Origin of the sequence: Burkholderia sp. AU28863 (genome assembly GCF_002223195.1) — a bacterium.
In the GTDB taxonomy this organism is placed as follows: domain Bacteria; phylum Pseudomonadota; class Gammaproteobacteria; order Burkholderiales; family Burkholderiaceae; genus Burkholderia; species Burkholderia sola.
Map to the genome: position 1 here is coordinate 484673 of NZ_NKFE01000005.1, position 25581 is coordinate 510253.

A 25581-nucleotide genomic window follows, 5' to 3' on the forward strand; every position below is an offset into this window, starting at 1 on the left:
GCCATGTTCCGGAACATCCTGATCGTCTGCCACGCGAACGTCTGCCGCAGCCCGGCGGCGGAAATGCTGTTCAAGTCGCACGCCGCGTCGCGCGGCGGCCCGCGCCCGACGTTCCATTCGGCCGGCGTCCACGCGAACGACGGCGACGGCATCGATCCGGTGATGCGGCAACTGCTGGCCGAGCGGGGCGTCGATGCGACGACTCATCGCTCGCGGCGGCTGTCGCGCCGGATCGTGCGCGACGCCGACCTGATTCTCGTCAGCGAGCGCCGGCAGATCGCGGCCGTCGAAGCGGTCGATCCGTTCGCGCGCGGCAAGGTTCACCTGCTCGGCAAGTGGGAGGGGGCCGAGATCGCGGACCCGCACGGCGGCCCCGAGGCCGACTACCGCGAGAGCTACTCACTGATCGAACGTCTGGTTCAAGGATGGCTACAGAAACTATGCTGAAACGCCCGATGCGCCCGGTGGCGCTTGCCGTCGCGCTGACGACTTTCCTGTCAGCCTGTGCAACCGCGCCCGGCAACTACCTCGACTCGTCGAACTTGAAGGACGAAGGCCGGCAGGAAGCGGCCGAAACCTATCCGGTTCATTACATCGACGCCAAAGTGGTGATGGACCAGCTGCAGAAAGCGCAGGTCGATCATCCGCTGCCGCCCGGGCGCTATACCGATCCGTCGCAGTACACGTATCGCGTCGGCCCGCAGGACATCCTCGGCGTCACCGTTTGGGACCACCCGGAGCTGACGACGCCGCAGGGCCAGTCGTTCTCGAGCGGCGGCAACACGACGCAATCGGTCGCGGGCGCGTTGCAGCAGCCGTATACGACCGCGCTGCCGGGCCAGGCCGATCCGTACGGCCAGACGGTCGCCGCCGACGGCACGATCTTCTTCCCGTTCGTCGGCCGGATTCGCGTGGCGGGCAAGACGGTCGGGCAGATCCGCGACGAGATGGCGTCCAGCCTTGCGCGCTACGTGAAGAATCCGCAGCTCGACGTGCGCGTGCTGTCGTTCCGCAGCCAGAAGGTGCAGGTGACGGGCGAGGTGAAGCAGCCGGGCCCGCTCGCGGTGAGCGACGTGCCGCTCACGCTCGTCGACGCGATCTCGCGCTCCGGCGGCTCGACCGCCGAGGCCGACCTGCAGCGCGTGCGCCTGACGCGCGACGGCAAGCTGTACACGCTCGACGCGAACGGCGTGCTCGATCGCGGCGAGGTGAAGCAAAACGTGATGCTGCAGCCGGGCGACATCGTCAACGTGCCGGATCGCAGCGACAGCCGCGTGTTCATCATGGGCGAGGTCAAGACGCCGGTCACGGTGCCGATGCTCAAGGGCAGGCTGACCATCGCCGACGCGCTGACCGCGGGCGGCGGGATTCTCGACACCGACGCGAACCCGCGCAAGATCTACGTGATGCGCGGGATGCGCGACAACCCGACGAAGCCTGAAGTGTTCCGTCTCGACATGACGCAGCCCGATGCGCTGATGCTGTCGAGTCGCTTCCCGCTTCAGCCGCTCGACGTCGTCTACGTCAGCACGGCCGGCTCGGTGCAGTTCAACCGTGTGCTGCAGCAGGTGCTGCCGACGATCCAGACGATCTTCTACATGCGGCAAATCACGCGCTGATAGCCCGCCGGGGCGGCGTCCGCCCCCCGGCACCACTCAAGCGGGAACGAATGGTGAACACGCAAGCGAAACACTCCTACGCGGACCTGACCGCGAAGACCGAGGAAGAGGACGTCGTTCTCGGCCAGTTGCTCCAGGTCATCATGGACGACATCTGGCTGCTGCTCGGCATCGCGGTGACGGTCGTCGCGCTCGCCGGCCTCTACTGCTTCATCGCGAAGCCGGTCTACCAGGCGGACGTGCACGTGCGGGTCGAGGGCAACGACAACACGTCGCAGGCGCTCACGCAGACGCAGACGGGCGCGTCGATCAACAGCGGCCCGCAGCAGGCGCCGACCGATGCGGAAATCGAGATCATCAAGAGCCGCGGCGTCGTCACGCCGGTCGTCGAACAGTTCAAGCTGAACTTCTCGGTCGCGCCGAAGACGCTGCCGGTGCTCGGCAGCCTCGCCGCGCGCCTCGCGACGCCCGGCGAGCCGTCGCGGCCGTGGCTCGGCCTGAAGTCGTACGCGTGGGGCGGCGAACTCGCCGACGTCGATTCGATCAGCGTCGTGCCGGCGCTCGAAGGCAAGAAGCTGACGCTGACGGCCGGTCCGAACGGCACCTATTCGCTGGTCGACGAGAACGGCACGCGGCTGCTGGCCGGCCGCGTCGGCGAATCGGCGCAGGGCGGCGGCGTGACGCTGCTCGTGCGGAAGCTCGTCGCGCGCCCCGGCACGCAATTCACGGTCGTGCGCTACAACGATCTCGACGCGATCAGCGGCTTCCAGGCCGGCATCCAGGTGAGCGAGCAGGGCAAGCAGACGGGCGTCGTGCAGATTTCGCTGGAAGGCAAGGACCCGGACCAGACCGCCGCGATCGCGAACGCGCTCGCGCAGTCGTACCTGAACCAGCACGTGGTCGCGAAGCAGGCGGAGGCGACCAAGATGCTCGACTTCCTGAAGGGCGAGGAGCCGCGCCTGAAGGCCGACCTCGAACGCGCGGAAGCCGCGCTCACGCAATACCAGCGCACGTCGGGCTCGATCAACGCGAGCGACGAGGCGAAGGTCTACCTCCAGGGCAGCGTGCAGTACGAACAGCAGATCGCCGCGCAGCGCCTGCAGCTCGCGTCGCTCGCGCAGCGCTTCACCGATTCGCACCCGATGGTGATCGCCGCGAAGCAGCAGCTCGCGGAGCTGCAGGGCGAGAAGGACAAGTTCAGCAACCGCTTCCGCAGCCTGCCGGCGACCGAGGTGAAGGCCGTCCAGCTGCAGCGCGATGCGAAGGTCGCCGAGGACATCTACGTGCTGCTGCTGAACCGCGTGCAGGAGCTGTCGGTGCAGAAGGCCGGCACGGGCGGCAACATCCACCTCATCGATTCGGCGCTGCGTCCCGGCGCGCCGGTCAAGCCGAAGAAGGTGCTGATCCTGTCGGCCGCCGTGTTCCTCGGGCTGATCCTCGGCACGGGCGTCGTGTTCCTGCGTCGCAACCTGTTCCAGGGCATCGAGGATCCGGACCGCATCGAACGCACGTTCAACCTGCCGCTGTACGGGCTGGTGCCGCAAAGCGCCGAGCAGGTGAAGCTCGACGCGGCCGCGGAGAAGGGCGGCAGCCGTGCGCGGCCGATCCTCGCGAGCCTGCGCCCGAAGGACCTGAGCGTCGAAAGCATGCGCAGCCTGCGCACCGCGATGCAGTTCGCGATGATGGACGCGAAGAACCGCGTGATCGTGCTGACCGGGCCGACGCCGGGCATCGGCAAGAGCTTTTTGACGGTCAACCTCGCGGTGCTGCTCGCGCATTCGGGCAAGCGCGTGCTGCTGATCGACGCCGACATGCGTCGCGGGATGCTCGACCGCTACTTCGGGCTGACCGTGCAGCCGGGCCTGTCCGAGCTGCTGAGCGACCAGGCGCCGCTCGAGGAAGCGGTCCGCGAGACGCCGGTGCAGGGCCTGTCGTTCATCGCGGCCGGCACGCGTCCGCCGAACCCGTCGGAGCTGCTGATGTCGACGCGCCTGCCGCAATACCTCGAGGGGCTCGGCAAGCGCTACGACGTCGTGCTGATCGATTCGCCGCCGGTGCTGGCGGTGACCGACGCGACCATCATCGGCCGCATGGCCGGCTCGACGTTCCTCGTGCTGCGCTCGGGCATGCATACCGAAGGCGAGATCGCCGATGCGATCAAGCGTCTGCGCACCGCGGGGGTCGACCTGGAAGGCGGAATCTTCAACGGCGTGCCGCCGAAGGCGCGCGGCTACGGCCGCGGCTATGCGGCCGTGCACGAATACCTGAGCGCTTGATCGCATTTCACGACACCGGGCCGGCGCGAGCGGCGCCTGCCCGGCCGACTGGAGAATCCTTGATGAAAATTTCCGTGCTCGTTCCGACCTATCGGCGTCCCGCCGACCTCGCGCGCTGCCTGCTGGCGCTGCAGCGGCAGCAGCGGCTGCCCGACGAGGTGATCGTCGTCGCGCGCCCGGAGGACGACGCCACGCACGAACGGCTCGCCGATCCGGCGGTCGGCGGCGCGCTGCCGCTGCGCATCGTGCCGGTGGAGGTGGCGGGGCAGGTCGCCGCGCTGAACAAGGGGCTCGACTCGGTGAACGGCGACATCGTCGCGATCACCGACGACGATGCGGCGCCGCATCCCGACTGGCTCGCGCGCATCGAAGCCGCGTTCCTGTCCGACCCGCGCGTGGGCGCGGTCGGCGGCCGCGACTGGGTGCACGAGAAGGGCCGCCTGCTCGACGAATCGCGCGAGCTGGTCGGTCAGCTCACGCTGTCGGGCAAGATCATCGGCAATCATCACCTCGGCGTCGGCGGCGCGCGTGCAGTCGACATGCTGAAAGGCGCGAACATGAGCTACCGCCGCGCGGCGATCGAACGGCTGCGCTTCGACACGCGGCTGCGCGGCGCGGGCGCGCAGGTGCACAACGACATGGCGTTCAGCATGGAAGTGCAGCGCGCGGGCTGGACGCTGCTGTACGACCCGGCGATCGCCGTCGACCATTTCCCGGCCGAGCGCTTCGACGACGACCGGCGCGATGCGGCGTCGCTGAACGCGATCAGCAACGGCGCGTACAACCTGCAACTGACGCTGCGCGAGCATCTGCCGCCGCTGCGGCGCGAGATCGCGTGGTGGTGGTGGGCGCTGGTCGGCACGCGCGTCTATCCGGGCTTCGCGCACGTGCTGCTCGCGCTGCCGACCGCGCGGCGCGCCCGCGTGCTCGCGCACTGGCGCGCGGTGCGCCGCGGCGCGCGCGATGCGCGTCGCACCAACCTTGCCCCCCATCGTGCGGCGATGCCGCCGGTGACGTCTTGAACGGCCCGCGCGCCTCGCGCGCGGCCATGCCCGGAGGGCTCGCATGACCACGAAGGCTGCAACGAACGTTCACGTCCATTTGTTCTACGGCGCCGATCCGCGTACCTACCGGAAAGGCGACGACATCGGCTGCCTGTACGGCTATCACCACGCCGAATCCGACGAATTCCGGCTGACCTATTCGCAGGACGTCCGCGAGAACCGCGTCGTGAGCGTCGCGCGCCGCGCGCTGAAGGCGGCGCTCGGCTTCGACGTCGTGCATGCGTGGCGCAACCGCGCGGCGCTGCTCGCGAGCGACGTGATCTGGACGCACACCGAGCAGGAGTATCTGGCCGCCGCGCTGATCCTCAAGCTCGCCGGCGCGCAGGGCAAGCGCCCGCTGCTGCTCGCGCAGAGCGTGTGGCTGTTCGACAAGTGGGGCAGCTTCGGCGGCCCGCGCCGCTGGCTGTACCGCAAGCTGCTCGCGCGCGCCGACGTGCTGACCACGCTCGCCCGCGACAACGCCGACCTGTGCCGCCGCTACCTGGGGCGCGAAGCCGAGTTCGTCTATTACGGGCTGAATACGCAGGATTTCCCGCCGGTCGAGCCGCGGCAGTGGCAGCCGAACCGGCCGCTGCGGATCGCCGCGATCGGCAACGACCGCGACCGCGACTGGCGCACGTTCCTCGCCGCGTTCGGCGGCGACGAACGCTACGACGTGCGGCTCGCGACGCGCCGCCGCGTGCCGCGCGAATGGCACGCGCCGAACGTGAAGATCGGCGCGGCGTCGGGGCTCGCGAAGCAGCACGAGCTATACGCGTGGGCCGACGTGATCGTCGTGCCGCTGCGGCCGAATTTCCATGCGTCGGGCATCACCGTGATGCTCGAGGCGGCGGCCGTCGGCAAGCCGATGATCGTGTCCGACGTGGGCGGCCTGAGCGACTACTTCCCGCACGATACGGCCGCGTATGTGCCGGCGTTCGACGCGCAGGCGATGCGCCAGGCCGCCGACCGCTTCGTCGCCGATCCGGCGGCGGCGCTCGACTGCGCGCGGGCGGCCGCCGCGTGCCTGCGCGAGCGCGACCTGACCACGCAGGCGTTCGCCGAGCAGCACGTGCGGATCACGCGCGACATGCTGCGCCGGCGCCGCACGCCCGCGGCGGCCGGCGTCGCGATGCCGCTCGCCGATTCGCACCCTTCGTCGCAGTGAGCGCGCATCGATGAGTACGATTGCCGCCGAACGCGCGCCGTCGCGCGCCCGCAGCTGGTTCGCCGAGCGGAGGCACTGGGCCGGGCAGGCCGGGCTGTGGACGTTGACCGCCGCGCTGATCGCGATCCACCAGGGCAAGGTGCTGACGCTCGCGTTCCCGGTGCTGGCCATCGGGGTCGGCATCTGGCTGTATTTCAAGAGCCCGGCGCGCTATATCGGCTTCATGTGGTGGGTGTGGTTCCTGAGCCCGGAAGTGCGGCGTCTGGCCGACTGGTCGAAGGGCGCGTTCACGCCGACGAGCCTGATCCAGGTCGCGCCGCTCGCGGTGACGATGATCGCCGGCCTGGGGCTCATCCGGCATTACCGCGTGCTCGCGCAGCGGCGCGGGATTCCGGTGCTGCTGATCCTGTTCGGGCTCGTGTATGCGTACCTGGTCGGGATCGTGTCGAGCGGCGTGATGGCCGCGACCTACGACCTCGCGAACTGGCTGTACCCGATCCTGATCGGCTTTCACATCATGGTGAACGCGCGCAACTATCCGGAGTATCGCGACGTGCTGCTGTCCACCTTCATGTGGGGCATGCTCGTGATGGGCGTGTACGGCGTCGTGCAGTACTTCGTGATGCCGCAGTGGGACGTGTTGTGGATGGTCGGCTCGCAGATGGGCTCGCAGGGCGAGCCGGTGCCGTACGGCGTGCGCGTGTTCAGCACGATGAATTCGTCGGGGCCGTTCGCGTTCGCGATGATGGGCGCGCTGGTGTTCGTGCTGGTCGCGCCGCAGAAGATCCGCTGGTTCGCGGGGGCAGCCGGTTTCGTGTCGTTCGCGCTGTGCCTCGTGCGCTCGACCTGGGGCGGCTGGGTGATCGCGCTCGCGATCCAGCTCGTGCAATCGAGCAACCGCGTGCGGATGCGGATCCTGATCAGCGGCGTCGTGCTGGTCGGGCTGTGCGTGCCGCTGCTGACCGTGGGGCCGGTGGCCGACCGGCTCGGCGCGCGCCTGCAGTCGATCACGAACCTGAAGGACGACCGCAGCTACGACGACCGCAACAAGTTCTACGCGACCTTCGCGCAGACGGCGTTCACCGACGTCGCCGGCGAAGGGATGGGCGCGACCGGCGCGTCCACGAAGCTGTCGAGCGATAGCGGCGAGCTCGGCAAGTACGGCAGCTTCGACAGCGGCGTGATGAACGTGCCGTTCGTGCTCGGCTGGCCCGGCACGCTGCTGTATCTCGCCGGCGTCGTGATGCTGTTCGGCCGCACGCTGCGCGCGGCGTTCAAGCTGCGCCAGGACAAGTTCGTCGGCGCGTGCCTGAGCCTGTGCCTGTCGACCTTCGCGATGCTCGTGTTCACGAACTCGCTGATCGGCACCGGCGGCCTGCTGATGTTCACAGCCATTTTTTCGATACTTGCCGCGGCGCACTGGCAGAAGGCGCAACGCCTGCTGGCCGCCGCGCGTTCACGGGGAGGCGACCATTGAGAATCGCGATCGTCACGCACGTCGTGCGACATAACGACGGGCAGGGCCGCGTCAATTACGAAATCGCGCGCGCGGCGCTGGCCGAACACTACGAGGTCACGCTGGTCGCGTCGCATGTCGCGCCCGAGCTGCTGGCCGATCCGCGCGTGCGCTGGGTGCCGGTGAAGGTCGGCGGCTTCTGGCCGTCGAATCTCGTCAAGCAGCAGGTGTTCGCGCTGAAAAGCGCGGCGTGGCTGCGCGCGCATCGTAGCGAATACGACGTGCTTCACGTGAACGGCTTCATCTCGTGGATCAAGGCCGACGTGAATACCGCGCACTTCGTGCACGGCGGCTGGTTCAAGAGTCCGTACTATCCGTTCGGGCCCACCAAGGGGCTGTGGTCGGCCTACCAGTACGTCTATACGCGTGTGAATACCGTGCTCGAGCGCTGGGCGTACAAGCGTTCGCGCGCGATCACCGCCGTGTCGCAGAAGGTGGCCGACGAGATCGCCGGGCTCGGCATCGACAGCCGCAAGATCAGCGTGATCTACAACGGCGTCGACGGCAGCGCGTTCGCGGGCGCGCAGGCCGACCGTGCGGCGTTCAAGCTGCCGGACGACGCGTTCCTGCTGCTGTTCGTCGGCGACCTGCGCACGCCGCGCAAGAACCTCGGCACCGTGCTGAAGGCGCTGACGAAGCTGCCCGCGAACGTGCATCTGGCGGTGGCCGGCTACTTGCCCGGCAGCCCGTATCCGGAAGAGGCGCGTGCGCTCGGCATCGATTCGCGCGTGCATTTCCTCGGGCTCGTGAAGAACATGCCGACGCTGATGCGCTCGGTCGACGCGTACGTCTTTCCGTCGCGCTACGAAGCGATGAGCCTGTCGCTGCTGGAGGCGATGGCGGCCGGGCTGCCGGTCGTCACCGCGCGCACGGCGGGCGGCGCGGAAATCATCACGCGCGAATGCGGGATCGTGCTGGAGGATCCGGACGATCCGGCCGCGCTCGCGCAGGCGATCGGCGCGCTCGCGGCGTCGCGCGACACCTGTCGCGCGATGGGCGACGCGGCCCGCGAACTGATGACCCGTTTCGGCTGGGCGCACATGGGCGCCCAGTACGTCGCGCTTTACCGGCGCATCGGCCAACCCACGCAGCCGTCCGCGTTCGAGCGGGTCGAGCATGCAATCACGCAGGAGCAACCGTGATGTCCCAATCCTCCCGGCCGATCAAATCGTTGCAGATCGGCATGCACTGGTTCCCCGAACGCGCGGGCGGCCTCGACCGGATGTACTACTCGCTCGTCGGCGCGCTGCCCGGCGCGGGCGTCGAGGTGCGCGGGCTCGTCGCCGGCTCGCCGAAGGTCGCCGACGACACGGGCGGCGCGATCCAGGGCTTCGGGCCGGCATCGCAGCCGCTCGCGCGCCGGATGCTCGCCGCGCGGCGCGCGCTGCGCGAAGAGATCCGCAGCGCGCGGCCGGACGTGATTTCGTCGCACTTCGCGCTGTACACGTTCCCCGGCCTCGACGTGACGCGCGGGATTCCGCAGGTGTCGCACTTCCAGGGGCCGTGGGCCGACGAAAGCCAGGTCGAGGGCGCCGCGTCGCTCGGGCAGCGCGCGAAGCGCTATCTCGAACAGGCCGTCTATACGCGCTCGTCGCGGCTGATCGTGCTGTCGCAGGCATTCGGCCAGATCCTGACGCACCGCTACGGGATCGATCCGTCCCGCGTGCGCGTGATTCCCGGCTGCGTCGATACCGCGCAGTTCGACACGCCGCTCACGCCGGCCGAGGCGCGGCACAAGCTGCAACTGCCGCAGGACCGGCCGATCGTGCTGGCCGTGCGCCGGCTCGTACGGCGCATGGGGCTCGAGGACCTGATCGACGCGATCGGCCTCGTCAAGCGCCGTCACCCGGACGTGCTGCTGCTGATCGCCGGCAAGGGCAAGATCGGCGAGGAACTGCAGCAGCGCATCGACGAAGCCGGGCTGCAGGACAACGTGAAGCTGCTCGGCTTCGTGCCCGACCATCATCTCGCGGCGCTGTACCGCGCGGCGACGGTCAGCGTCGTGCCGACGGTCGCGCTCGAGGGCTTCGGGCTGATCACCGTCGAATCGCTGGCATCCGGCACGCCGGTGCTGGTCACGCCGGTCGGCGGGCTGCCGGAGGCGGTCGCGGGGCTGTCGAACGATCTCGTGCTGCCGTCGACGGGCGCGGACGCGATCGCCGAAGGGCTTGGCGGTGTGCTGTCGGGCGCGATCGCGCTGCCCGACGAGGCCGCGTGCAAGCGCTATGCGCGCGATCATTTCGACAACGCGGTGATCGCGCGACGCGTGGCCGGCGTCTACGAAGAGGCGATTCAGGCGGCCGGCTGAACGCCCGCGGCGCGCACCCGGCGCGCCAGATCGAAAGCCCGACCGGCGCGCGTGCGTGGCCGGTTCGCGTGCCGGCCGCCCGCCTGGGGCGTGCCGGCTTTTCCCGTTCCGTCCGCCCGACCGGCACGCATCAAGCGCGCCGCAGCGTCGCAACCCATACGCCGAGCGCGGCCACGCTCACCCCTGCACCGAGCACGCAGACGCCCGTCCAGCCGGCGTGCGCATACATCATCGTCGCCGCGATCGCACCGAGCCCGCTGCCAACGGAATAGAACAGCATGTAGCAGCCGACGAGACGCGCCTGCGCGTCGGGCCGCGCGCCGAGAATCATGCTCTGGTTGACGACGTGCACGGCCTGTCCGCCGACGTCGAGCAGCACGATGCCGACGATCAGCAGCGCAATCGACGTATTGCCGAATGCGAGCGGCAGCCACGCGCACGCGAGCAGCGCGAGTGCGGCGCCGGTCGTCGTTTCGCCGCGCCCGCGATCCGCGAGCCGGCCCGCGCGGGCGGCCGCCGCCGCGCCCAGCGCGCCGACGAGGCCGAACGCGCCGATCTGCGTGTGCGACATCGCGTGCGGCGGCGCGCTCAGCGGCAGCACGAGCGCGCTCCAGAAGATGCTGAACGCCGCGAACATCAGCAGCGCGATCGCGCCGCGCACGCGCAGCACGCGTTCTTCGCGCAGCAGCGACACCATCGAGCGCAGCAGCGCCGCGTAACCGATGCGTTCGCGCGGCTCGCGCATGTCGGGCAGCAGCCGCGACAGCGCGACCAGCATCGCGATCGCGAGCGCACCCGATACGAGATAGACGGCCCGCCACCCGGCGATGTCGGTGATGACTCCCGCGACCGAGCGCGCGGCGAGCAATCCGACCACGACGCCGCCCTGCGCGGCGCCCACGACGCGCCCGCGTTCGCCCGCCCCAGCGAGGGCGGCCGAGCACGCGATCAGCCCTTGGGTCATCGCGGTGCCGAGCAATCCGACCGCGGCCATTCCCGCCACCAGCGCGACGCGTGTCGACGCGGCGGCCACGCCGATGCAGGCCGCGGCCAGCAGCAGAAGCTGCACGGCGATCAGGCGCTTGCGGTTCAGCAGGTCGCCGAGCGGCACGACGAACAGCAGCGCGAGCGCGCAGCCGAGCTGCGTCGCGGTGATGACGCCGCCGACGGCGGCCTGCGACACGCCGAAATCCCGTGCGATCGAATCGAGCAGCGGCTGCGCGTAGTAGACGTTCGCGACGCTCGCCGCGCAGCAGACGGCGAGCAGCGCGACACGCGCCGACGACAGGCGGCCGCCATCGGCCGGATGGACCGCATCGGTTCGCGCGTTCGATGCAACGGTGCCGGAACGGCAGGACGACTCCATGGTTGCCTCACGCAATGTAGTTGCAATTTGAAACTTGTTTGGAGTGTAGGGAAAGTGGTTTTAAAATGCAACTTGTTGGGTGGCGGGCCGAAGGCCCGTGCACGGATGGCCGGCATGCCCGCGAAGGCGGCCGGCGCGATTGCGGAGAGGAAGATGGCCAGGCAGAAAAGTCTTGCGGATTCGCCGTGCCCGGTGGCGCGTGCGACCGATATCGTCGGCGATCGCTGGGCGTTGCTGATCGTGCGCGATGCGTTCGACGGCGTGCGCCGCTTCGGCGATTTCCGCGCGAGTCTCGGCGTCGCGAGCAACATCCTGTCCGACCGGCTGAAGCGGCTGGTGGACGCCGGCGTGTTCGACGTCGTGCCGGCGTCCGACGGCACCGCGTATCAGGAGTACGTGCTGACCAAAAAGGGCGAGGGGCTGTTTCCGGTCATCGTGATGCTGCGGCAGTGGGGCGAGGCCAACCTGTTCGCGCGCGGCGAGCCGCATTCGGTGCTGGTCGACCGCGGCACCGGGCGCGCGATCCGCAAGCTCGCGCTGCGGCACGACGACGGCCGGCCTTTGAAGGCGGCCGATACAGTCGTCAGGAAGATCGACGACGAGGCCGGCGCGGCACGGCGGTGAGCGTCATGTGCGAGGGTTGTACTGTCGGATGGCATTCGGCGCGGAAGCACGGGCGCGGCCCGGCCTGGCCCGGCCGGCTACGCGAGTCGCTTCAGGAAGACGTCCTGTCGTTGGCGTGACGACCTGATTCAAGGTCGGCGGCGAAATGCGCGCGCGATATTGACGATCGTCGCGTCGAGTTGCGTGACGACGAACCCGATGCCGACGGTGGCGACGACGCGCGTGGGCGCAGGCGGGAAAGCAGGGGACGGTGGCGTCGCATCCATGCGCCCATCGTAGGCGGCGACGGACACGCGATGTTTCAGCGGGACGTGAAGCGTCGATACGCATGCCGACGCGTGCTGCCTGCTACGTGCGTCGTTACGTATTCGGCGAGGCCGATGCGTTCAGTGCCGTTCGCCGCGCCAGCGCCCCGGCGCGACGCCGAAGCGCTTCGTGAACGCATGCGTGAACGTGCTTTGATCGGCGAAGCCGACGCTGCCCGCGATGTCGACGAGCGAATGCCGGCCGTCGGCGAGCAGCACGACCGCGGCGTCGAGCCGCAGCCGCTGCAGGTAGCGATGCGGCGTTTCGCCGAACGCGTCGACGAACAGTTGATGAAACCGGCGCATCCCGTAGCCGCAGTGCGCGGCGAGATCGGCGATGCGCAGCGGCTCGGCGAGCCGCGCGCGCAGCCAGCGGTCGATGCGCGCGAAATCGAGGCCCGACGCGGGCGCGGCGATGCCTGCATCGTCGAGCAGCGCGTCGCACAGGCGCGCGGCGGCCTGCCACTGGAAACGGTGCGCGGCGGCCTGCCGTGCGTCGCCGGCCGGCGCATCGTGTTGCACGGCCGCCGCCGCGACTTGCGCGACGAGCGACGTGAGCGTCGGGTCGATCGACACGGCGCGCGCATGGTCGAACAGCCGCTGCGGTACCGCGAGCGACGCGGCGGGCAGGTCGATCACGAGCTGGCGATTGTCGCCGAGGCCCGCATAGTCGTGGCGCGCGCCGGCCGGAATCAGCCAGGCCGCGTGCCGGTCGATGCGTCGGCCGATTCCGCCCACCGCCATCACCATCGCGCCATCGACGCCGAGCACGACCTGGTGAAAGTCGTGCACATCCGACGCTTCGCACGTGGCGTAGCGGCGCAGCGCGATGGCGGGGGAGGCGATGCGTTCCATCGGGAAGAAAACGGCCGGATGCGAGCTCAGACGTCGAGCAGTTCGACTTCGAACACGAGCGTCGCGTTCGGCGGAATCACGCCGCCTGCGCCGCGCGGGCCGTAGCCGAGTTGCGGCGGGATCGTCAGGCGACGCACGCCGCCGACTTTCATGCCCTGCACGCCTTCGTCCCACCCCTTGATGACCATGCCGCCGCCCAGCACGAACGCGAACGGGTCGTTACGATCCTTGCTCGAATCGAATTTCTGACCGTCGGTCAGCCAGCCCGTGTAGTGGACGCTGACGGTCTTGCCGGCTTGCGCTTCCGCGCCGGTACCTTCGGTCAGGTCTTCGTACTTGAGGCCCGATTCGGTCGTGATGACGGACATGATTTCTCCTGAAAGAGCGTGACGTAAAACCGCTATTGTAGGCGAGCGCGCAGCGGGCCGGCACGTGCGGATCTCGCGCCGCCGTGCGCGTGTCGGCAAGCGTGTCGCCAGGCGCGGCGGAGCGCCGCGCGCGGGATCGCCCGAAACGCCATTGGAACGCGCGTTTGAATTTTTCGCGCGTCGCGGCGCCGAGGTTGCACCACGGCAGTGTGCTGCGCGTATGAATCGATGCGACCGGCACGCGTTGCCGCGGGTTGCACGACCGGCGCCAGAGGCGGCGAAATGGCCGCCACACGGGGCTTGCGGCCCGATAGCGGCGCGCCGCATCGGGCCTGGCATCTCGCTCGCCCGCGCGTCCGCGCGTTCGAATCGCACCGGGCCCAGGCGCCGTTCGAGCGCCGTTTTTCCCACCTTTCCGACCGTGCCCTGTTTGGAAGCGCGCATCTACCGCGCGGCTTGCGTGCGCCGGCGCGTGCGGCCTATCTTTACATCTGTCGATGTCATGATTTGGCGGCGCGCGTTGTGCCGCCCGGGCTTGCGCCGGCCGCGTCGGACGATGCGCCGGGCGGCTCCGCACCAGGAGAACGATGAACATGAAGTCAGCCGCTTCCGCCACCGCAGCCGGGATCATGCCGGTGCGTCGCGATCTGCGCTTCGACCTGCCGGTCGAACGCGCGAAGGACTGGCATGGCCTCGGGGCGCACGTGACCCATTTCTTCAACGCGCTGTCGCTGCTGTTTCCGGCCGGCGAGCGCTTCTTCATGGATTCGGTGCGCAATTACCGCGACCGGATCGACGATCCGGTGCTGAAGCAGCAGGTGCTCGGCTTCATCGGCCAGGAGGCGATGCACACGCGCGAGCACGTCGAATACAACGAGCTGATGCAGGCGAACCGGCTGCCCGCGCGCAAGCTCGACAAGCGCGTGTGGACGGTGCTCGGCTACATGAAGCGTAAGCTGCCGCATTCGGTGCAGCTCGCGCACACGGTGGCGGCCGAGCACTACACGGCGATGCTCGCCGACTGGCTGCTGGGCGACCCGACGCGCCTGGCCGGTTCGGTCGAAGGCTACCGGCAGATGTGGCTGTGGCACGCGCTGGAGGAAACCGAGCACAAGGCCGTGTCGTTCGACGTGTGGAATGCCGCGATGAAGCCGGGGCTGCGCCGTTACCTGGTCCGCATCGGCGTGTATCTGCTGACGACGCTGACGTTCTGGCCGACCGTGTTCCTGATCCATGTGACGCTGCTGTGGCGCGATCGCGGCGCCGGCCATCACGTGCGCGGCCTGCTGCGCGTGATCGCGTTCCTGTACGGGCCGCGCCGCGGGCTGTTCCCGCGCATCGCCGGCGAATGGCTGAGCTTTTTCCGGCCGGGCTTCCACCCGTGGGATCACGACAATCGCCACCATCTCGCGCGGGTCGATGCGCTGGCCGCCAGCTATGGCCAGCACGGCGGCACGCCGACCGGCCGCGGCCGCGCGAGCGCGCCGGCGCCGCTCGCATCGGGCCGCTGACCCGGCCGCCCGCCGTACGGCGGGCGCCGCGCATGTTGCGTGCGTGCATCATCTGACTGCTTCCGACGATTGACGCAAATCAACCGGAACCGGTTGCGCGGGCGCCCGCCTGCCCGGCCGACCGGTTGCACGCGCATGCGCCGGCGCGCCGATCGGCGTGCGCCGCGTCGCACGCAATCGCCGCGCGCCAGCACCGGCGCGGCTGTGCGCGCGCGGCGGCGGTCCGTTCCGGTCGCGCGCCGTGCCCGCCTCCGGGATAACACCCATCTAGCCGCAGGCCGGCCGTATCGATATACCGTTCATGACAACGTCTACCTCCGGCGCGATTCATGCGCAGGGGGATTTTATTCGGACGGAAATACGGCCAATATGTCGGTTCGATCGTGTCCGTCGTACGCGGCGGTGAGCCGGCGCGCGATACCAACGCCAAGCGGGGAACAACGATGGTTGCAAGGTCACCCGACGCAAACGGGCAGGCGGCGCCCGAGATGACGGACATGTCCGTCACCGCTCCCGAGGCCGGACGCAAGCTGTTCGTGATCATGCGCACGCCCGACGAGCCGTTGCTCGCACAACTGCGCGGGCTCGGCTGGGAGATCGCGGTCGCGAAGACGGCCGGCGCCGCGCAGAACATGACCTCCGGCGTGAGCGTGGCCGCCGGTCTGGTCGATTTCACCGGGTTCACGTCGCGCGACTATCCCGCGCTGAAGATGTGCCTGAGCCAGCCGGCGATCGGCTGGATTTCCATCGCGCAGGCCGGCATCACGATCGGCCCCGCCGTGCGCGAACTGATCCGCAGCTATTGTTTCGATTACGTGACGCTGCCGCTGCCGTACGAGTGGATTTCGCACGTGCTCGGCCATGCGCGCGGGATGGCCGCGCTCGATCGCGTCGACGGCGCCGCCTATGCGGCGTCGATCGGCGAACACGGGATGATCGGCAACTGCGAGGCGATGCAGCAGCTGTTCAGCACGATCCGCAAGGTCGCGAAGACCGATGCGAGCGTGTTCATCTCGGGCGAATCGGGCACCGGCAAGGAACTGACGGCGCTCGCGATTCACGAGCGCTCCGGCCGCGGCAAGGGGCCGTTCGTCGCGATCAATTGCGGCGCGATCCCGCATCACCTGCTGCAGTCGGAGCTGTTCGGCTATGAACGCGGCGCGTTCACCGGCGCGAACCAGCGGCGCGCGGGCCGGATCGAATCGGCGAACGGCGGCACGCTGTTTCTCGACGAGATCGGCGACATGCCGGTCGAAAGCCAGGCGAGCCTGCTGCGCTTCCTGCAGGAAGGCAAGATCGAGCGGCTCGGCGGGCAGGAATCGATCCCGGTCGACGTTCGGATCATCTCGGCCACGCACGTCGATCTCGACGGCGCGGTCGAGGCCGGGCGCTTCCGCGCGGATCTCTATCACCGGCTGTGCGTGCTGCGCATCCACGAGCCGCCGCTGCGCGCACGCGGCAAGGACATCGACATCCTCGCGCACTACGTGCTGCAGAAATTCAAGGCCGACAGCGGCCGCAAGATCAGCGGCTTCACGTCGGCCGCGCTCGACGCGATGCGGCGCTACGAATGGCCCGGCAACGTGCGGGAGCTGATCAACCGCGTGCGGCGCGCGATCGTGATGGCCGAGAGCCGGCTGCTGACGCCGCACGATCTCGGGCTCGACACGCCCGGGGAAACCGAACCGGTGACGCTCGAGCAGGCGCGCTCGCTGGCCGAGCGCACCGCGATCGAGAACGCGCTGCTGCGCAACGACCACCGGATCAACAAGGCCGCCGCCGAACTCGGCATTTCACGCGTGACGCTCTACCGGATGATGATCGAGCACGGGCTGAACGATCACGACAACACCGGCGGCAACGGCGGAAACGGCGACAGTGGCGGGCACGACGGCGCGCCGTCGGGCGACGCGGAGCATCAGCGGGTCGGATGAGCGGCGTGTGCGATGCGTGTGGCGCGGCTCACCGATAGGTCCACAGCCGGTGCAGCACGAACGTGACGGGCGGCACGCACAGCACGACCGCGACGATGCTCCATGCACGGGCGAGCCCGAGCGCGTCGGTGCCGCGCGCCAGCAGCATCGTCGCGGCGAGGCCGGCCATCGCGACCGCGAGAAAGCGCACGAAGTTGCCCCATGTCACCGTCGACGCAAAACTCCACAGCGTGTTGGCGAGATACGAGAACGCGGTCGAACAGACGAACGCGGTCGCGTTCGCGACGACGGGCGTTGCGTCGAACAGCGCGAACATCGCGGCGGCGATCAGCGCATGCAGCGCGGTCGAGCCCAGGCCCGACACGCCGAAGCGGATCAGTCTCGCGCGCTCGGCGGCATGGAAGGTACGGATCATCGTGGGCGGGCGTTTGCGTGAAGTCGCGTGGAGCGGTGTCGCAGTATAGCCATGCGATCGGTCGTAGCGTCCAGCGTCCGGCAGCGACCTGCGGTGCGCGTTGCCGCCGCCGGCATGTAAAGCGCATGAAACATTTCGCGTTGGCCGCCACGCGAATTTCCGCGGCGAACCGGGCCGATCGGCCAGCCCGCCGCCGGTAAAAATTCCGCGCTCCATTGTTCAGCCTTATTCCGCAAGGCCCCGCCGTTGCGCGGCCGGCGCGTGCCGCGGCGCCGATGTTTCAGTTTCGTAACTTCCGGCATTCCACGCCCGTTCCGGCCGCCAGCCGGTCCGGTCACCGCCTTGTCCGGCCGGGCTCGCGCAGCGCTGGCCCGGTCCTTGCGAAGAAGGGCATGCGAGAGTCGACGGCGCGAGATCCGTCCGGTCGGGCGGCGACAGCCGCCGCTGCCGGCCAGGATGCAGTCCGCGGGGATGCGGCGGCCGTGCGCGGTGCAGCGGCCGCGTCACGGCGAGCAGGGAACGTCGTCGCCCGATCGCCGGGGCATCGGCATCGTCCGGTTGCCGGAACAAACATCAGACAGCAAACGGGGTAGAAAAATGATCGATCATCACACGCCGCGGTCCGCGGGCCGCGATCGCAGTGATTCGGGACATCGCCGCTCGAACGTCGCGCTTGCGGCAGACCGGCATGCCTCGACAGGCCATCTCTCCGCGCCCGGTGCGAGGCGGATCCGGCTGGTTGCCGGTCATCCGCGCCGGGTCGGCACTTTCCTGCACGCGAATCCGATCCGCATGGGCATGTGCACGCGGGCGCCGATACCGCGACGTCCGATCTTCGCCTATTGACCCGAGCGGCACGCGGTCCGTTCGCATGACTATCTGTTCCGCGAACGATTGATCCGTTATCCGAACGATGGTCGACGCATCGTGCTGCGCGCGATGCGGGAAGACAGGCATTCGATGCAACGGCGAACCACGCGCCGCCGTTGCCATCCGGTTGAAGGGGAGGGGCGGTCGGACGCGCGCGACGGGAGCAGTACCCGTACGCGCGCGACGCCGTTTTTCAACCGCCGTAGATGTCGAAGTCGAAGTACTTCGACGCGAGTCGCTTGTAGGTGCCGTCCTTGACCATGTCGGCGATCGCGCGATCGATCTTCGCCTTCAGGTCGGTGTCCTGCTGACGCAGGCCGATGCCGGCGCCGATGCCGAGCACTTTTTCGTCGACGAGCTCGGGCCCGACGAACGTGTAGTTCGCGCCGCGCGGCGATTTCAGGAACCCGATCGCGGCCTGCACTTCATCCTGGAGCGCCGCGTCGAGGCGCCCGGCGATCAGGTCGGCATACACGCCGTCCTGGTTCTGGTACGACACGACGTTCGCGCCTTGCTTGCCCCAGTACGCCTTCGCATACGTCTCCTGCGTCGTGCCCTGCTCGACGCCGATCGATTTGCCCTTCAGCGATTCGGCGGTCGGCAGCAGCGACGAGCCCTTCTTCACCACGAGCCGCGTCGGCTGGTTGTAGATCTTCGTCGTGAAGGCGATCTGCTGCGCGCGCTGCGGCGTGATCGACATCGACGACAGCACCGCGTCGAACTTCTTCGCTTTCAATGCAGGAATCATCCCGTCGAAATCGTTCTCGAGCCACACGCATTTCGCTTTCAGGCGCGCGCAGATCTCGTTGCCGAGGTCGATGTCGAAGCCGACGAGCTTGCCGTCCGGCGCCTTCGACTCGAACGGCGCGTAGCTGGCGTCGGTGCCGAAGCGGATCGTGGTCCAGTCCTTCGCGACGGCGGGGCCTGCGGATACCGCGAGCAGGGCGATCGAAACGGCGGCAATCAGTCTCTTCATGGTGCGTTCCTTGGCGTGGGGCATCCGGTTTCCGTGCGACAGGGTCTCCACGGACGCGACCCGCGCCGTGACGCGGTGTCCGCACGGCCATTAACGCAGAAAATAAAATAAGAGTCCAGAATGGACAAAAAATATCGATCTGGCGGATCGGAGTGACGATCGATGGGTGCGACCCTTGCAAAAATACGATAATGGACTAACCTTGTTAGTAAATTCATTTAGAGACTAACGATCATGTCACAGCCCGCGTACGATTCGCATTCCGCCGTGCCGCACGCTTCGGTCGCGCAGATGTCCGCGGCCGGCCTGCGTGCGTTTTTCAACATTGCGCGCGACTGGGAACTGACGATCGACGAGCAGATCGTGCTGCTCGGGTCGCCTGGCCGCTCGACGTTCTTCAAGTGGAAGGCCGCGCCGGAATCGGCACGCCTGCCGCGCGATACGCTCGAGCGGCTATCGCTGCTGCTCGGCATCTACAAGGCGCTGCAGATCCTGCTGCCGCAACCGGCCGCGGCCGATGCGTGGGTCAAGCGGCCCAACGATGCGGCGCCGTTCGGCGGCAAGCGCGCGCTCGACCGGATGCTGGCCGGCAACGTCGGCGATCTGGTGGCCGTCCGGCAATATCTCGACGCAATGCGGGGTGGCTGGGCGTGACGACACCGATCGAAGTCACCCGGTGGCCCACAACCACCGTCGACTGGGCGCCAGCCTATCGCGTGATTCCCACCCGTTTTCCGGCCATCAACCTGTTCGACCGCGTTGCATCGGCGGACGATTTCGACGCGCTCTACGCGCTCGAATCGCTGACCAACGACCGCATCCGCAACGAAGTCGGCACGCTCGATCTCGTGCCGCCGGCCGAGCGCCGCTACGGGCAGGGCTGGGGGCCGATCATGGCCGCGTTCACGCACCTGAATCCGCTGGGCAGCCGCTTTTCGGACGGCAGCTACGGCGTGTTCTACTGCACGCGCTCGCGCGACACGGCGATCGCCGAAACGCGCTATCACAGCGGGCTGTTCCTCGCCGCGACGAAGGAGCCGCCGATGCGCCAGCAGATGCGGCTCTATACCGTGTTCGCGCACGGCGACGTCGTCGACGTGCGCACGTGGCCGCAGCGCGACCCCGCGTTGCTGGATCCGGTCGACTACGGCGCGGGGCAGGCGTTCGGCCGCGCGGTGCGCCATGCCGGCGGCGCGGGGATCGTCTATCCGTCGGTGCGCGATCCGCGCGGCGAGTGTCTCGCCGCGTTCCGCACGACGCTGCTGCGCGACTGCCAGCATGCGGCCTATCTCGAATACAACTGGAACGGCTCGGCCGTCGATGCGGTGTTCGAACTGAATCAGGTCGGCTAGCGTTCGCGTGCGGGACGAAGCGCCGGCCGGCGCATCAGGGCAGCGGCCAGTCGCCCGCGTGGCGCTCGCGCGCTTCGGCCTGCGTCATCGACCAGGTGCGGCCGGTGCGCGGCTCGGCGAGCGTCAGCCGCCCGGCCGGCGCGAACGCACCCGTGTCGATGAACCATTGCGCGCCGATCCGCTGCGGCTCACGCACCGGCGTGTGTCCGGTGCAGGTCAGCGACAGCCCGGCCTGCACCGCCGGATCGGCGAGCCCCTGGACGAGATCGCGGCCCCAGATCAGCCGCTCGCGCACGTCGTGCGGATAGCTGCCGGCATCGAGATCCGCGTCCGAGCCGAAGAATTCCGCGTGCAGCACGTTGAAGCGCGTTGCGCCGTCGCCGATCACGCGCACGAGCGGCAGTGCGTCGACGCGCGCCGCATGCGCGCGCAGCCGTTCCGGCGGCAGGTCGGCGCCCCAGTCGCCGCCGATCCCGCGCCACGCGTCGGGCGGCAGCTTGCCGCGCGCGACGAGGCTCAGCACTTCCTCGTGATTGCCGCGCACGACGTGGCACCATGGTCGGTCGAGCAGGTCGAGCGCGGTGTCGGAGGCCGGGCCGCGGTCGACGAGATCGCCGACCGAGAACAGCCGGTCGCGGGCCGGATCGAAGCGGACGTCGTGCAGCAGCGCGCGCAGCACGTCGACGCAGCCGTGCAGGTCGCCGACGACGAAGTCGCGGCCGGCCGTGTTCGCGGGATGGCGGCAGAGCAAGGCGGTGGCGGTCATCCCCTTATCTTAGGCGCTCCTCGGGCGCTCGCACCCATCGCCATCTGACGATGGAATGAGGATAATCGGGGCGCGTTTCACGCCGGCGCGGCGGCGCTGCCGCGCACCCGGCCGAACCCTTTCCATCTGCTTTCGGAATCACACGATGACGCTTTATCCGCAGGTATTACGCAACCGGCCGCGCATGGTCGCGGCGTTCGTCGCCGGCGTGCTGTGCGCGGTGCTGCTGCCGTTTCCGCTGCGCGCCACCGCGCGTGCGCTGATCGGCTGGGATTGCGCGGTCTGGCTGTATCTGGCGTTGATGTGGGTGCGCATGGTCACCGCGCATCATTACAAGGTGCGCGAAGTCGCGATTCGCGAGGACGAAAACGCGACGACCGTGCTGACCGTCGTGTGCCTCGCGACCATCGCGAGCGTGGCCGCGATCGCGATCGAACTCGCGACCGCCAAGAGCGTCGGCTTTCGCGCGGGACTCAGCCACTACGCGATCACGGGCGCGACGCTGTTCGGCGCGTGGTTCCTGATCCCGACGATCTTCACGCTGCACTACGCGCGGCTCTATTACGGCTCGCCGAGCGGCGATCGCGCGCTGCGTTTCCCGGACCAGCATCCGGAGCCCGACTACTGGGATTTCCTGTATTTCGCATTCACGATCGCCGTCGCGTCGCAGACGGCCGACGTGTCGCTCGCGAACCGCACCGCGCGGCGCTCGGTGCTCGCGCAATCGATCCTGTCGTTCTACTTCAACATGGCCGTGCTCGGCTTGTCGATCAACGTCGCGGCGGGGCTGCTGAGCTGACGCCGGTTATTTGAGCAGGTCGTACCGGCCGCCGCGCTCCAGCGCGCGCCGGTAGGCCGGCCGCGCATGGATCGTGTCGAGAAAGCGCGCGATCGCGGGATACCGGCTGCCGCCGCCGCGCGCGGTCGCGGCTTCGAGTGGAAAGCTCATCTGGATGTCGGCCGCGCTGAAGCCGTCGCCGACGAACCAGCCGCTGCGCGCCAGCGTGCCGTCGACATGGCCGAGATGCAGGTCGATCTGCGGATCGACGAATCCCGACTGCAGCGTCGTGGCGATCTTGCGTGCGATCGGCCGTGCGAAGAACGGCATCGGCGCATGCGCGATCCGCAGCGCGACGAGCTTGAGCAGCAGCGGCGGCATCGCCGACCCTTCCGCGTAGTGCAGCCAGTATGTGTAGTCGTGCCGCTCGGGCGAGCCGGGCGGCGGCGCGAGGCGCCCGTCGCCGTAGCGTTCGACCAGGTACTCGATGATCGCGCCCGATTCGGCGAAGGTGCGGCCGTCGTCGGTCACGACGGGCGACTTGCCGAGCGGATGGATCGCGCGCAATTCGGCCGGCGCGAGCATCGTCTTCGGATCGCGCTCGTAGCGCACGATCTCGTACGGCACATCCAGTTCTTCGAGCAGCCAGAGCACGCGCTGCGAACGCGAGTTGTTCAGGTGATGGACGGTCAGCATGTCGAGGCCGGAAGGGGGCGGGAACGCCATCATACCGAGCCCATGCGCCGCGTACGCGAATCGTGTGACGCGCGCCGTCGCGGGCCGCATCGACCGTCATGCGCGCCGCACCGCGATCCACGCGCCCCAGAACAGGCTCGCGAAAAAACGCAGCGGCGCATCGAAGCCCGCGTCGCGAAGCAGCGCGAACACGGCTTCCTCGGACGCGGGCGGATCGGCGCCCTGCAGGATCTTCGCCAGTTGCGCGCGCACGGCGTCGGGGGTGGCGCCCTTCATGCGCCAGCGCTGCTGCCACGCGTCGAGCAGGCGCGGGTGGTCCGCGTAGCGGCGATGGTTGCCGGCGAGCACGAGCGGCGCGCCGGGCTTCAGGCGTCGCGCGATCGCGTGCAGCAGCGCGGCTTTCGCGTCGTCGCCCGGCACGTGATGCAGCACGCCGATCAGCGTCGCGCCGTCGAACGCGGGCACGTCGGGCAACGCGTCGACGCCGTCCTCGACGAATGTCGTACGCGCGCCGAAGCCCGCGGCTTCGACGTTCGCGCGGGCGAGCGCGAGCATCGGCGCGGACGGGTCGACGGCCGTGAACTGCCAGCCCGGTTCGAGCGCGGCCGCGACGCAGATTTCCTGTCCCGTGCCGCCCGCGCCGGCGACGAGCATCCGCGCATCGGCCGCACCGATCGCCGACGCGAGCATGCATGCGGTGAGTTCGTGGCACGCATCGTAGCCGGCGAGCGCGATGCGCGATTGCTCGGCGTAGTCGTGTGCGCGTGACGGATCGAATTTCGCGGCGCTGGCGGGAAGCGACATGGCAGGTCCTCGGGTTGTTGGGGCGGACGACATGTCCGCGAACAGGACGCAGAGCGTATGTGCGCGCGGCCGGCGCAACAAGACGAGCAATCATTCCGGTATGCCGACTACCCGACTCGCGGGCGCGTGCCGGCCGGTTTCCCGCGCGATTTTCCAAGGGTCGATTCGCATTTAAAAATGTCTGACCACGATGCATCGACGTCGCGAATCCGGCGCATACTCGGTGCTCTCCCCCCGCCTGGCCTTCGCATGCCGGGCCCCGATGCGCTGCGCCATCGGCGCGGCCATGCCGCTCGGTACGCACGAGGAGCGCATGATGTCCGATTGTCCGCACGATCCGTACGCGCAGCACTACATCCATTGTTTGCCGTTTGGCGCGCAGCCCTGCGGCGCGCTGTGCACGACGCCGCGCACGCATTTCCGCGTGTGGGCGCCCGGCAGCGCCCACGTCGAGCTCGAACTCGATACCGGCTACGGCCCGACGCTCGTGCCGATGACGAGCGCCGGCCCGAACTGGTTCGAGGTTTTCGTCGACTGCGGCGCGGGCGCGCGTTACCGCTATCGTCTCGACGATACCGTGTCGATTCCCGATCCCGCCTCGCGCTCGCAGCCCGACGGGCTCGACGGTCCGAGCGAGGTCGTCGATCCGCGCGCGTTCACGTGGCGCAATACGTTCTGGCACGGGCGCGCGTGGGAAGACATCGCGCTCTACGCGATCCGCCCGCACGCGGTGGGCGGCTTCGACGCCGTGCGCCGTCGCCTGCCGCAGCTGGCGCGTCTCGGCGTGACCGCGCTGGAACTGCTCGCGTCGCCGCACGACAGCCTGCCGTTCGCGCCGCTTGCGGCCGAAGGCGGCCCCGACGCGCTGAAGGCACTGATCGACGCTGCGCACGGCTACGGTCTCGCGGTGCTGCTGGAGCTCGACTACGCGCGCTTCGGCAGCGGCACCGACGCGCTGCGCCACTACGCGGGGCCGTTTTTCCATACGCGCGACGATCCGCTGCAGGCCGCGCCGCTCGCGCTCGATCATCCGGAAGTCTGCGATTTCTTCTGCGACAACGCGCTGTACTGGATCGACGAATACCGCTGCGACGGGCTGCGCCTGCGCGAAGCCGACCGGATCGGCGTGTCGTGGCTGCGCGAGATCGCGGATCGCGTGCGCGCCGCCGTGCCGGCCGACCGGCTGATCCACCTCGTGCTCGGCAGCGAGCGGCATCCGGCGCATCTCGCCGATACCCATTTCGATGCGCAGTGGAACGGTTGCGGCGAACGCGCGCTGCACCGGCTCACCGGGCGCGACACGTCGGCTCATGAAGGCATTTCCACGCACCAGTCGATTCACACGCTCGCCCGCGCGCTGACCGCGGCTGGCGCGGCGTATCAGCCGGCCGCATCGGCGGACGGGATGGCCGCCGACAGCGGGCTGTCGCTGACGTCGCTCGTGCTGTCGGACGGCGCATGGCGCGACAGCGGCCCGGGCGATCACGGGCAGGCGGCCGGTCTGGCCGCGCTCGCGCTGTCGCTGCTCACGCCGCAGATCCCGCTGGTCTTCGACGAAACCGCGCGCGACATCGACCGTGCGCATTTCGTACAGTCGGCGCTCGCGGTGCGCGCGAAGCTGATCGCGCCCAGGCTGACCGATTGCCGGCCGCAGGAAGCCCATGCGCTGAAGGCGGACGGCGACGGCGATGCCGACGCGCTGTGCGCATCATGGCGGCTCGCCGACGACGAGACGTTGACGATCGCGTTGAACCTGTCGCCCGATGCGCTGCCGTTCGATGCACCGGTCGGGCGGGTGGTGTTCGAGACGCCGGCACGCGCGCGCGACCGGGTCGATGAAGGGGAGTTGCCGCCGTATTCGCTCGTCGCGTGGCTGACGGGCGACGTCAATCGCTACGCGCTGACGCACGACGTGCGTCGCCTCGACGACGGTTCATGGCGCGGCAGGCGTGCGAACCTGAACGCATGAGCCGATGAACGCGTGAAGCGGCGTGGCGGCCATCGGTCGCGCACGGCCGCGCGGCCGGAACA

General features: G+C 69.0%; 25 protein-coding genes. 16 read left to right on the top strand and 9 right to left on the bottom strand.

The genetic code is table 11. The annotated features are described in order from the left end of the window. Nucleotides 1-3: 3 nt before the first annotated feature. From CFB81_RS18670 to CFB81_RS18705, 8 genes are all read left to right on the top strand, one after another. Nucleotides 4-447, top strand: a complete 444-nt coding sequence (locus CFB81_RS18670) for a low molecular weight protein-tyrosine-phosphatase (RefSeq protein ID WP_006482944.1) — start codon at nt 4-6, stop codon at nt 445-447. Further along, nucleotides 441-1619: a polysaccharide biosynthesis/export family protein gene (locus CFB81_RS18675; protein WP_069618551.1), complete on the top strand. Its 1179-nt coding sequence runs from the start codon at nt 441-443 to the stop codon at nt 1617-1619. Before CFB81_RS18670 ends, CFB81_RS18675 begins: the two co-directional genes overlap by 7 nt. 50 nt (nt 1620-1669) lie before the next feature. Next, nucleotides 1670-3895 carry a polysaccharide biosynthesis tyrosine autokinase gene (locus CFB81_RS18680; protein WP_069618550.1) on the top strand — a complete coding sequence of 742 codons (2226 nt, stop codon included), beginning with the start codon at nt 1670-1672 and terminating at the stop codon, nt 3893-3895. 62 nt (nt 3896-3957) lie between these two features. After that, nucleotides 3958-4917, top strand: coding sequence for a glycosyltransferase family 2 protein (locus CFB81_RS18685; protein WP_089436141.1), 960 nt, complete (start codon nt 3958-3960; stop codon nt 4915-4917). 43 nt (nt 4918-4960) lie between these two features. Next, nucleotides 4961-6106, top strand: coding sequence for a glycosyltransferase family 4 protein (locus tag CFB81_RS18690; protein ID WP_089436142.1), 1146 nt, complete (start codon nt 4961-4963; stop codon nt 6104-6106). Nucleotides 6107-6116: 10 nt separating this feature from the next. Beyond that, a complete protein-coding gene (locus CFB81_RS18695) occupies nt 6117-7583 on the top strand; it encodes a glucose-6-phosphate isomerase (RefSeq protein ID WP_089436143.1) in 1467 nt (488 codons plus the stop codon). After that, nucleotides 7580-8764: a glycosyltransferase family 4 protein gene (locus CFB81_RS18700; protein ID WP_069618546.1), complete on the top strand. Its 1185-nt coding sequence runs from the start codon at nt 7580-7582 to the stop codon at nt 8762-8764. Before CFB81_RS18695 ends, CFB81_RS18700 begins: the two co-directional genes overlap by 4 nt. Next, nucleotides 8764-9930 (top strand): glycosyltransferase family 4 protein, encoded by a 1167-nt coding sequence (locus CFB81_RS18705; RefSeq protein WP_089436144.1) that lies wholly within the window; start codon nt 8764-8766, stop codon nt 9928-9930. The genes CFB81_RS18700 and CFB81_RS18705 overlap by 1 nt, the downstream gene beginning before the upstream one ends. Before the next feature lie 130 nt (nt 9931-10060). Here CFB81_RS18705 and CFB81_RS18710 read toward each other — a convergent pair whose 3' ends face one another. Continuing rightward, complete coding sequence (locus CFB81_RS18710; protein WP_089436145.1) at nt 10061-11296, bottom strand: MFS transporter; 1236 nt, start codon at nt 11294-11296, stop codon at nt 10061-10063. 153 nt (nt 11297-11449) lie between these two features. Between CFB81_RS18710 and CFB81_RS18715 the strand changes: the two genes are divergently transcribed. Continuing rightward, nucleotides 11450-11920: a helix-turn-helix domain-containing protein gene (locus tag CFB81_RS18715; RefSeq protein WP_179236006.1), complete on the top strand. Its 471-nt coding sequence runs from the start codon at nt 11450-11452 to the stop codon at nt 11918-11920. Between the two features lie 128 nt (nt 11921-12048). On the opposite strand, the gene CFB81_RS36180 is transcribed toward CFB81_RS18715, so the two are convergent. The 3 genes from CFB81_RS36180 to CFB81_RS18725 form a co-directional block, all read right to left on the bottom strand. Further along, nucleotides 12049-12213 (bottom strand): hypothetical protein, encoded by a 165-nt coding sequence (locus CFB81_RS36180; RefSeq protein WP_179235980.1) that lies wholly within the window; start codon nt 12211-12213, stop codon nt 12049-12051. A 93-nt stretch (nt 12214-12306) separates the two neighbouring features. Then, nucleotides 12307-13080, bottom strand: a complete 774-nt coding sequence (locus tag CFB81_RS18720) for an AraC family transcriptional regulator (protein ID WP_089436147.1) — start codon at nt 13078-13080, stop codon at nt 12307-12309. Nucleotides 13081-13106: 26 nt separating this feature from the next. Beyond that, a complete protein-coding gene (locus CFB81_RS18725) occupies nt 13107-13448 on the bottom strand; it encodes an FKBP-type peptidyl-prolyl cis-trans isomerase (protein ID WP_006479474.1) in 342 nt (113 codons plus the stop codon). A 593-nt stretch (nt 13449-14041) separates the two neighbouring features. On the opposite strand from CFB81_RS18725, the gene CFB81_RS18730 reads away from it, so the two are divergent. Both CFB81_RS18730 and CFB81_RS18735 read left to right on the top strand, forming a co-directional pair. Then, nucleotides 14042-14959, top strand: coding sequence for a metal-dependent hydrolase (locus CFB81_RS18730; protein WP_089437058.1), 918 nt, complete (start codon nt 14042-14044; stop codon nt 14957-14959). Nucleotides 14960-15402: 443 nt separating this feature from the next. Then, entirely contained in the window at nt 15403-16893 is a 1491-nt protein-coding gene (locus CFB81_RS18735; protein WP_069618541.1) for a sigma-54 dependent transcriptional regulator, read from the top strand. Nucleotides 16894-16921: 28 nt separating this feature from the next. Here CFB81_RS18735 and CFB81_RS18740 read toward each other — a convergent pair whose 3' ends face one another. Further along, complete coding sequence (locus CFB81_RS18740) at nt 16922-17308, bottom strand: GtrA family protein (protein ID WP_089436148.1); 387 nt, start codon at nt 17306-17308, stop codon at nt 16922-16924. A 597-nt stretch (nt 17309-17905) separates the two neighbouring features. On the opposite strand from CFB81_RS18740, the gene CFB81_RS18750 reads away from it, so the two are divergent. After that, nucleotides 17906-18154 (top strand): hypothetical protein, encoded by a 249-nt coding sequence (locus CFB81_RS18750; protein ID WP_084044237.1) that lies wholly within the window; start codon nt 17906-17908, stop codon nt 18152-18154. Between the two features lie 217 nt (nt 18155-18371). On the opposite strand, the gene CFB81_RS18755 is transcribed toward CFB81_RS18750, so the two are convergent. After that, the gene (locus tag CFB81_RS18755; protein WP_069618539.1) at nt 18372-19154 is read right to left on the bottom strand and encodes an ABC transporter substrate-binding protein; all 783 of its coding nucleotides are present in this window, start codon (nt 19152-19154) and stop codon (nt 18372-18374) included. A gap of 234 nt (nt 19155-19388) precedes the next feature. Here CFB81_RS18755 and CFB81_RS18760 point away from each other — a divergent pair, with 234 nt between their 5' ends. Both CFB81_RS18760 and CFB81_RS18765 read left to right on the top strand, forming a co-directional pair. Next, a complete protein-coding gene (locus CFB81_RS18760; protein ID WP_069618538.1) occupies nt 19389-19808 on the top strand; it encodes an MbcA/ParS/Xre antitoxin family protein in 420 nt (139 codons plus the stop codon). Beyond that, nucleotides 19805-20506, top strand: coding sequence for an RES family NAD+ phosphorylase (locus CFB81_RS18765; RefSeq protein WP_069618537.1), 702 nt, complete (start codon nt 19805-19807; stop codon nt 20504-20506). The genes CFB81_RS18760 and CFB81_RS18765 overlap by 4 nt, the downstream gene beginning before the upstream one ends. A 34-nt stretch (nt 20507-20540) precedes the next feature. Here CFB81_RS18765 and CFB81_RS18770 read toward each other — a convergent pair whose 3' ends face one another. Further along, on the bottom strand, nt 20541-21272 hold the full coding sequence (locus CFB81_RS18770; RefSeq protein WP_089436149.1) for a metallophosphoesterase: 732 nt from the start codon (nt 21270-21272) through the stop codon (nt 20541-20543). A gap of 145 nt (nt 21273-21417) precedes the next feature. On the opposite strand from CFB81_RS18770, the gene CFB81_RS18775 reads away from it, so the two are divergent. Continuing rightward, nucleotides 21418-22071, top strand: a complete 654-nt coding sequence (locus tag CFB81_RS18775) for a DUF1345 domain-containing protein (RefSeq protein WP_069618535.1) — start codon at nt 21418-21420, stop codon at nt 22069-22071. A 6-nt stretch (nt 22072-22077) separates the two neighbouring features. On the opposite strand, the gene CFB81_RS18780 is transcribed toward CFB81_RS18775, so the two are convergent. Continuing rightward, nucleotides 22078-22746 (bottom strand): glutathione S-transferase, encoded by a 669-nt coding sequence (locus CFB81_RS18780; RefSeq protein WP_069618534.1) that lies wholly within the window; start codon nt 22744-22746, stop codon nt 22078-22080. A 96-nt stretch (nt 22747-22842) separates the two neighbouring features. Next, nucleotides 22843-23550 (bottom strand): class I SAM-dependent methyltransferase, encoded by a 708-nt coding sequence (locus CFB81_RS18785; protein WP_089436150.1) that lies wholly within the window; start codon nt 23548-23550, stop codon nt 22843-22845. Between the two features lie 316 nt (nt 23551-23866). Between CFB81_RS18785 and CFB81_RS18790 the strand changes: the two genes are divergently transcribed. After that, a complete protein-coding gene (locus CFB81_RS18790) occupies nt 23867-25519 on the top strand; it encodes a DUF3459 domain-containing protein (RefSeq protein WP_089437059.1) in 1653 nt (550 codons plus the stop codon). Nucleotides 25520-25581: the final 62 nt, after the last annotated feature.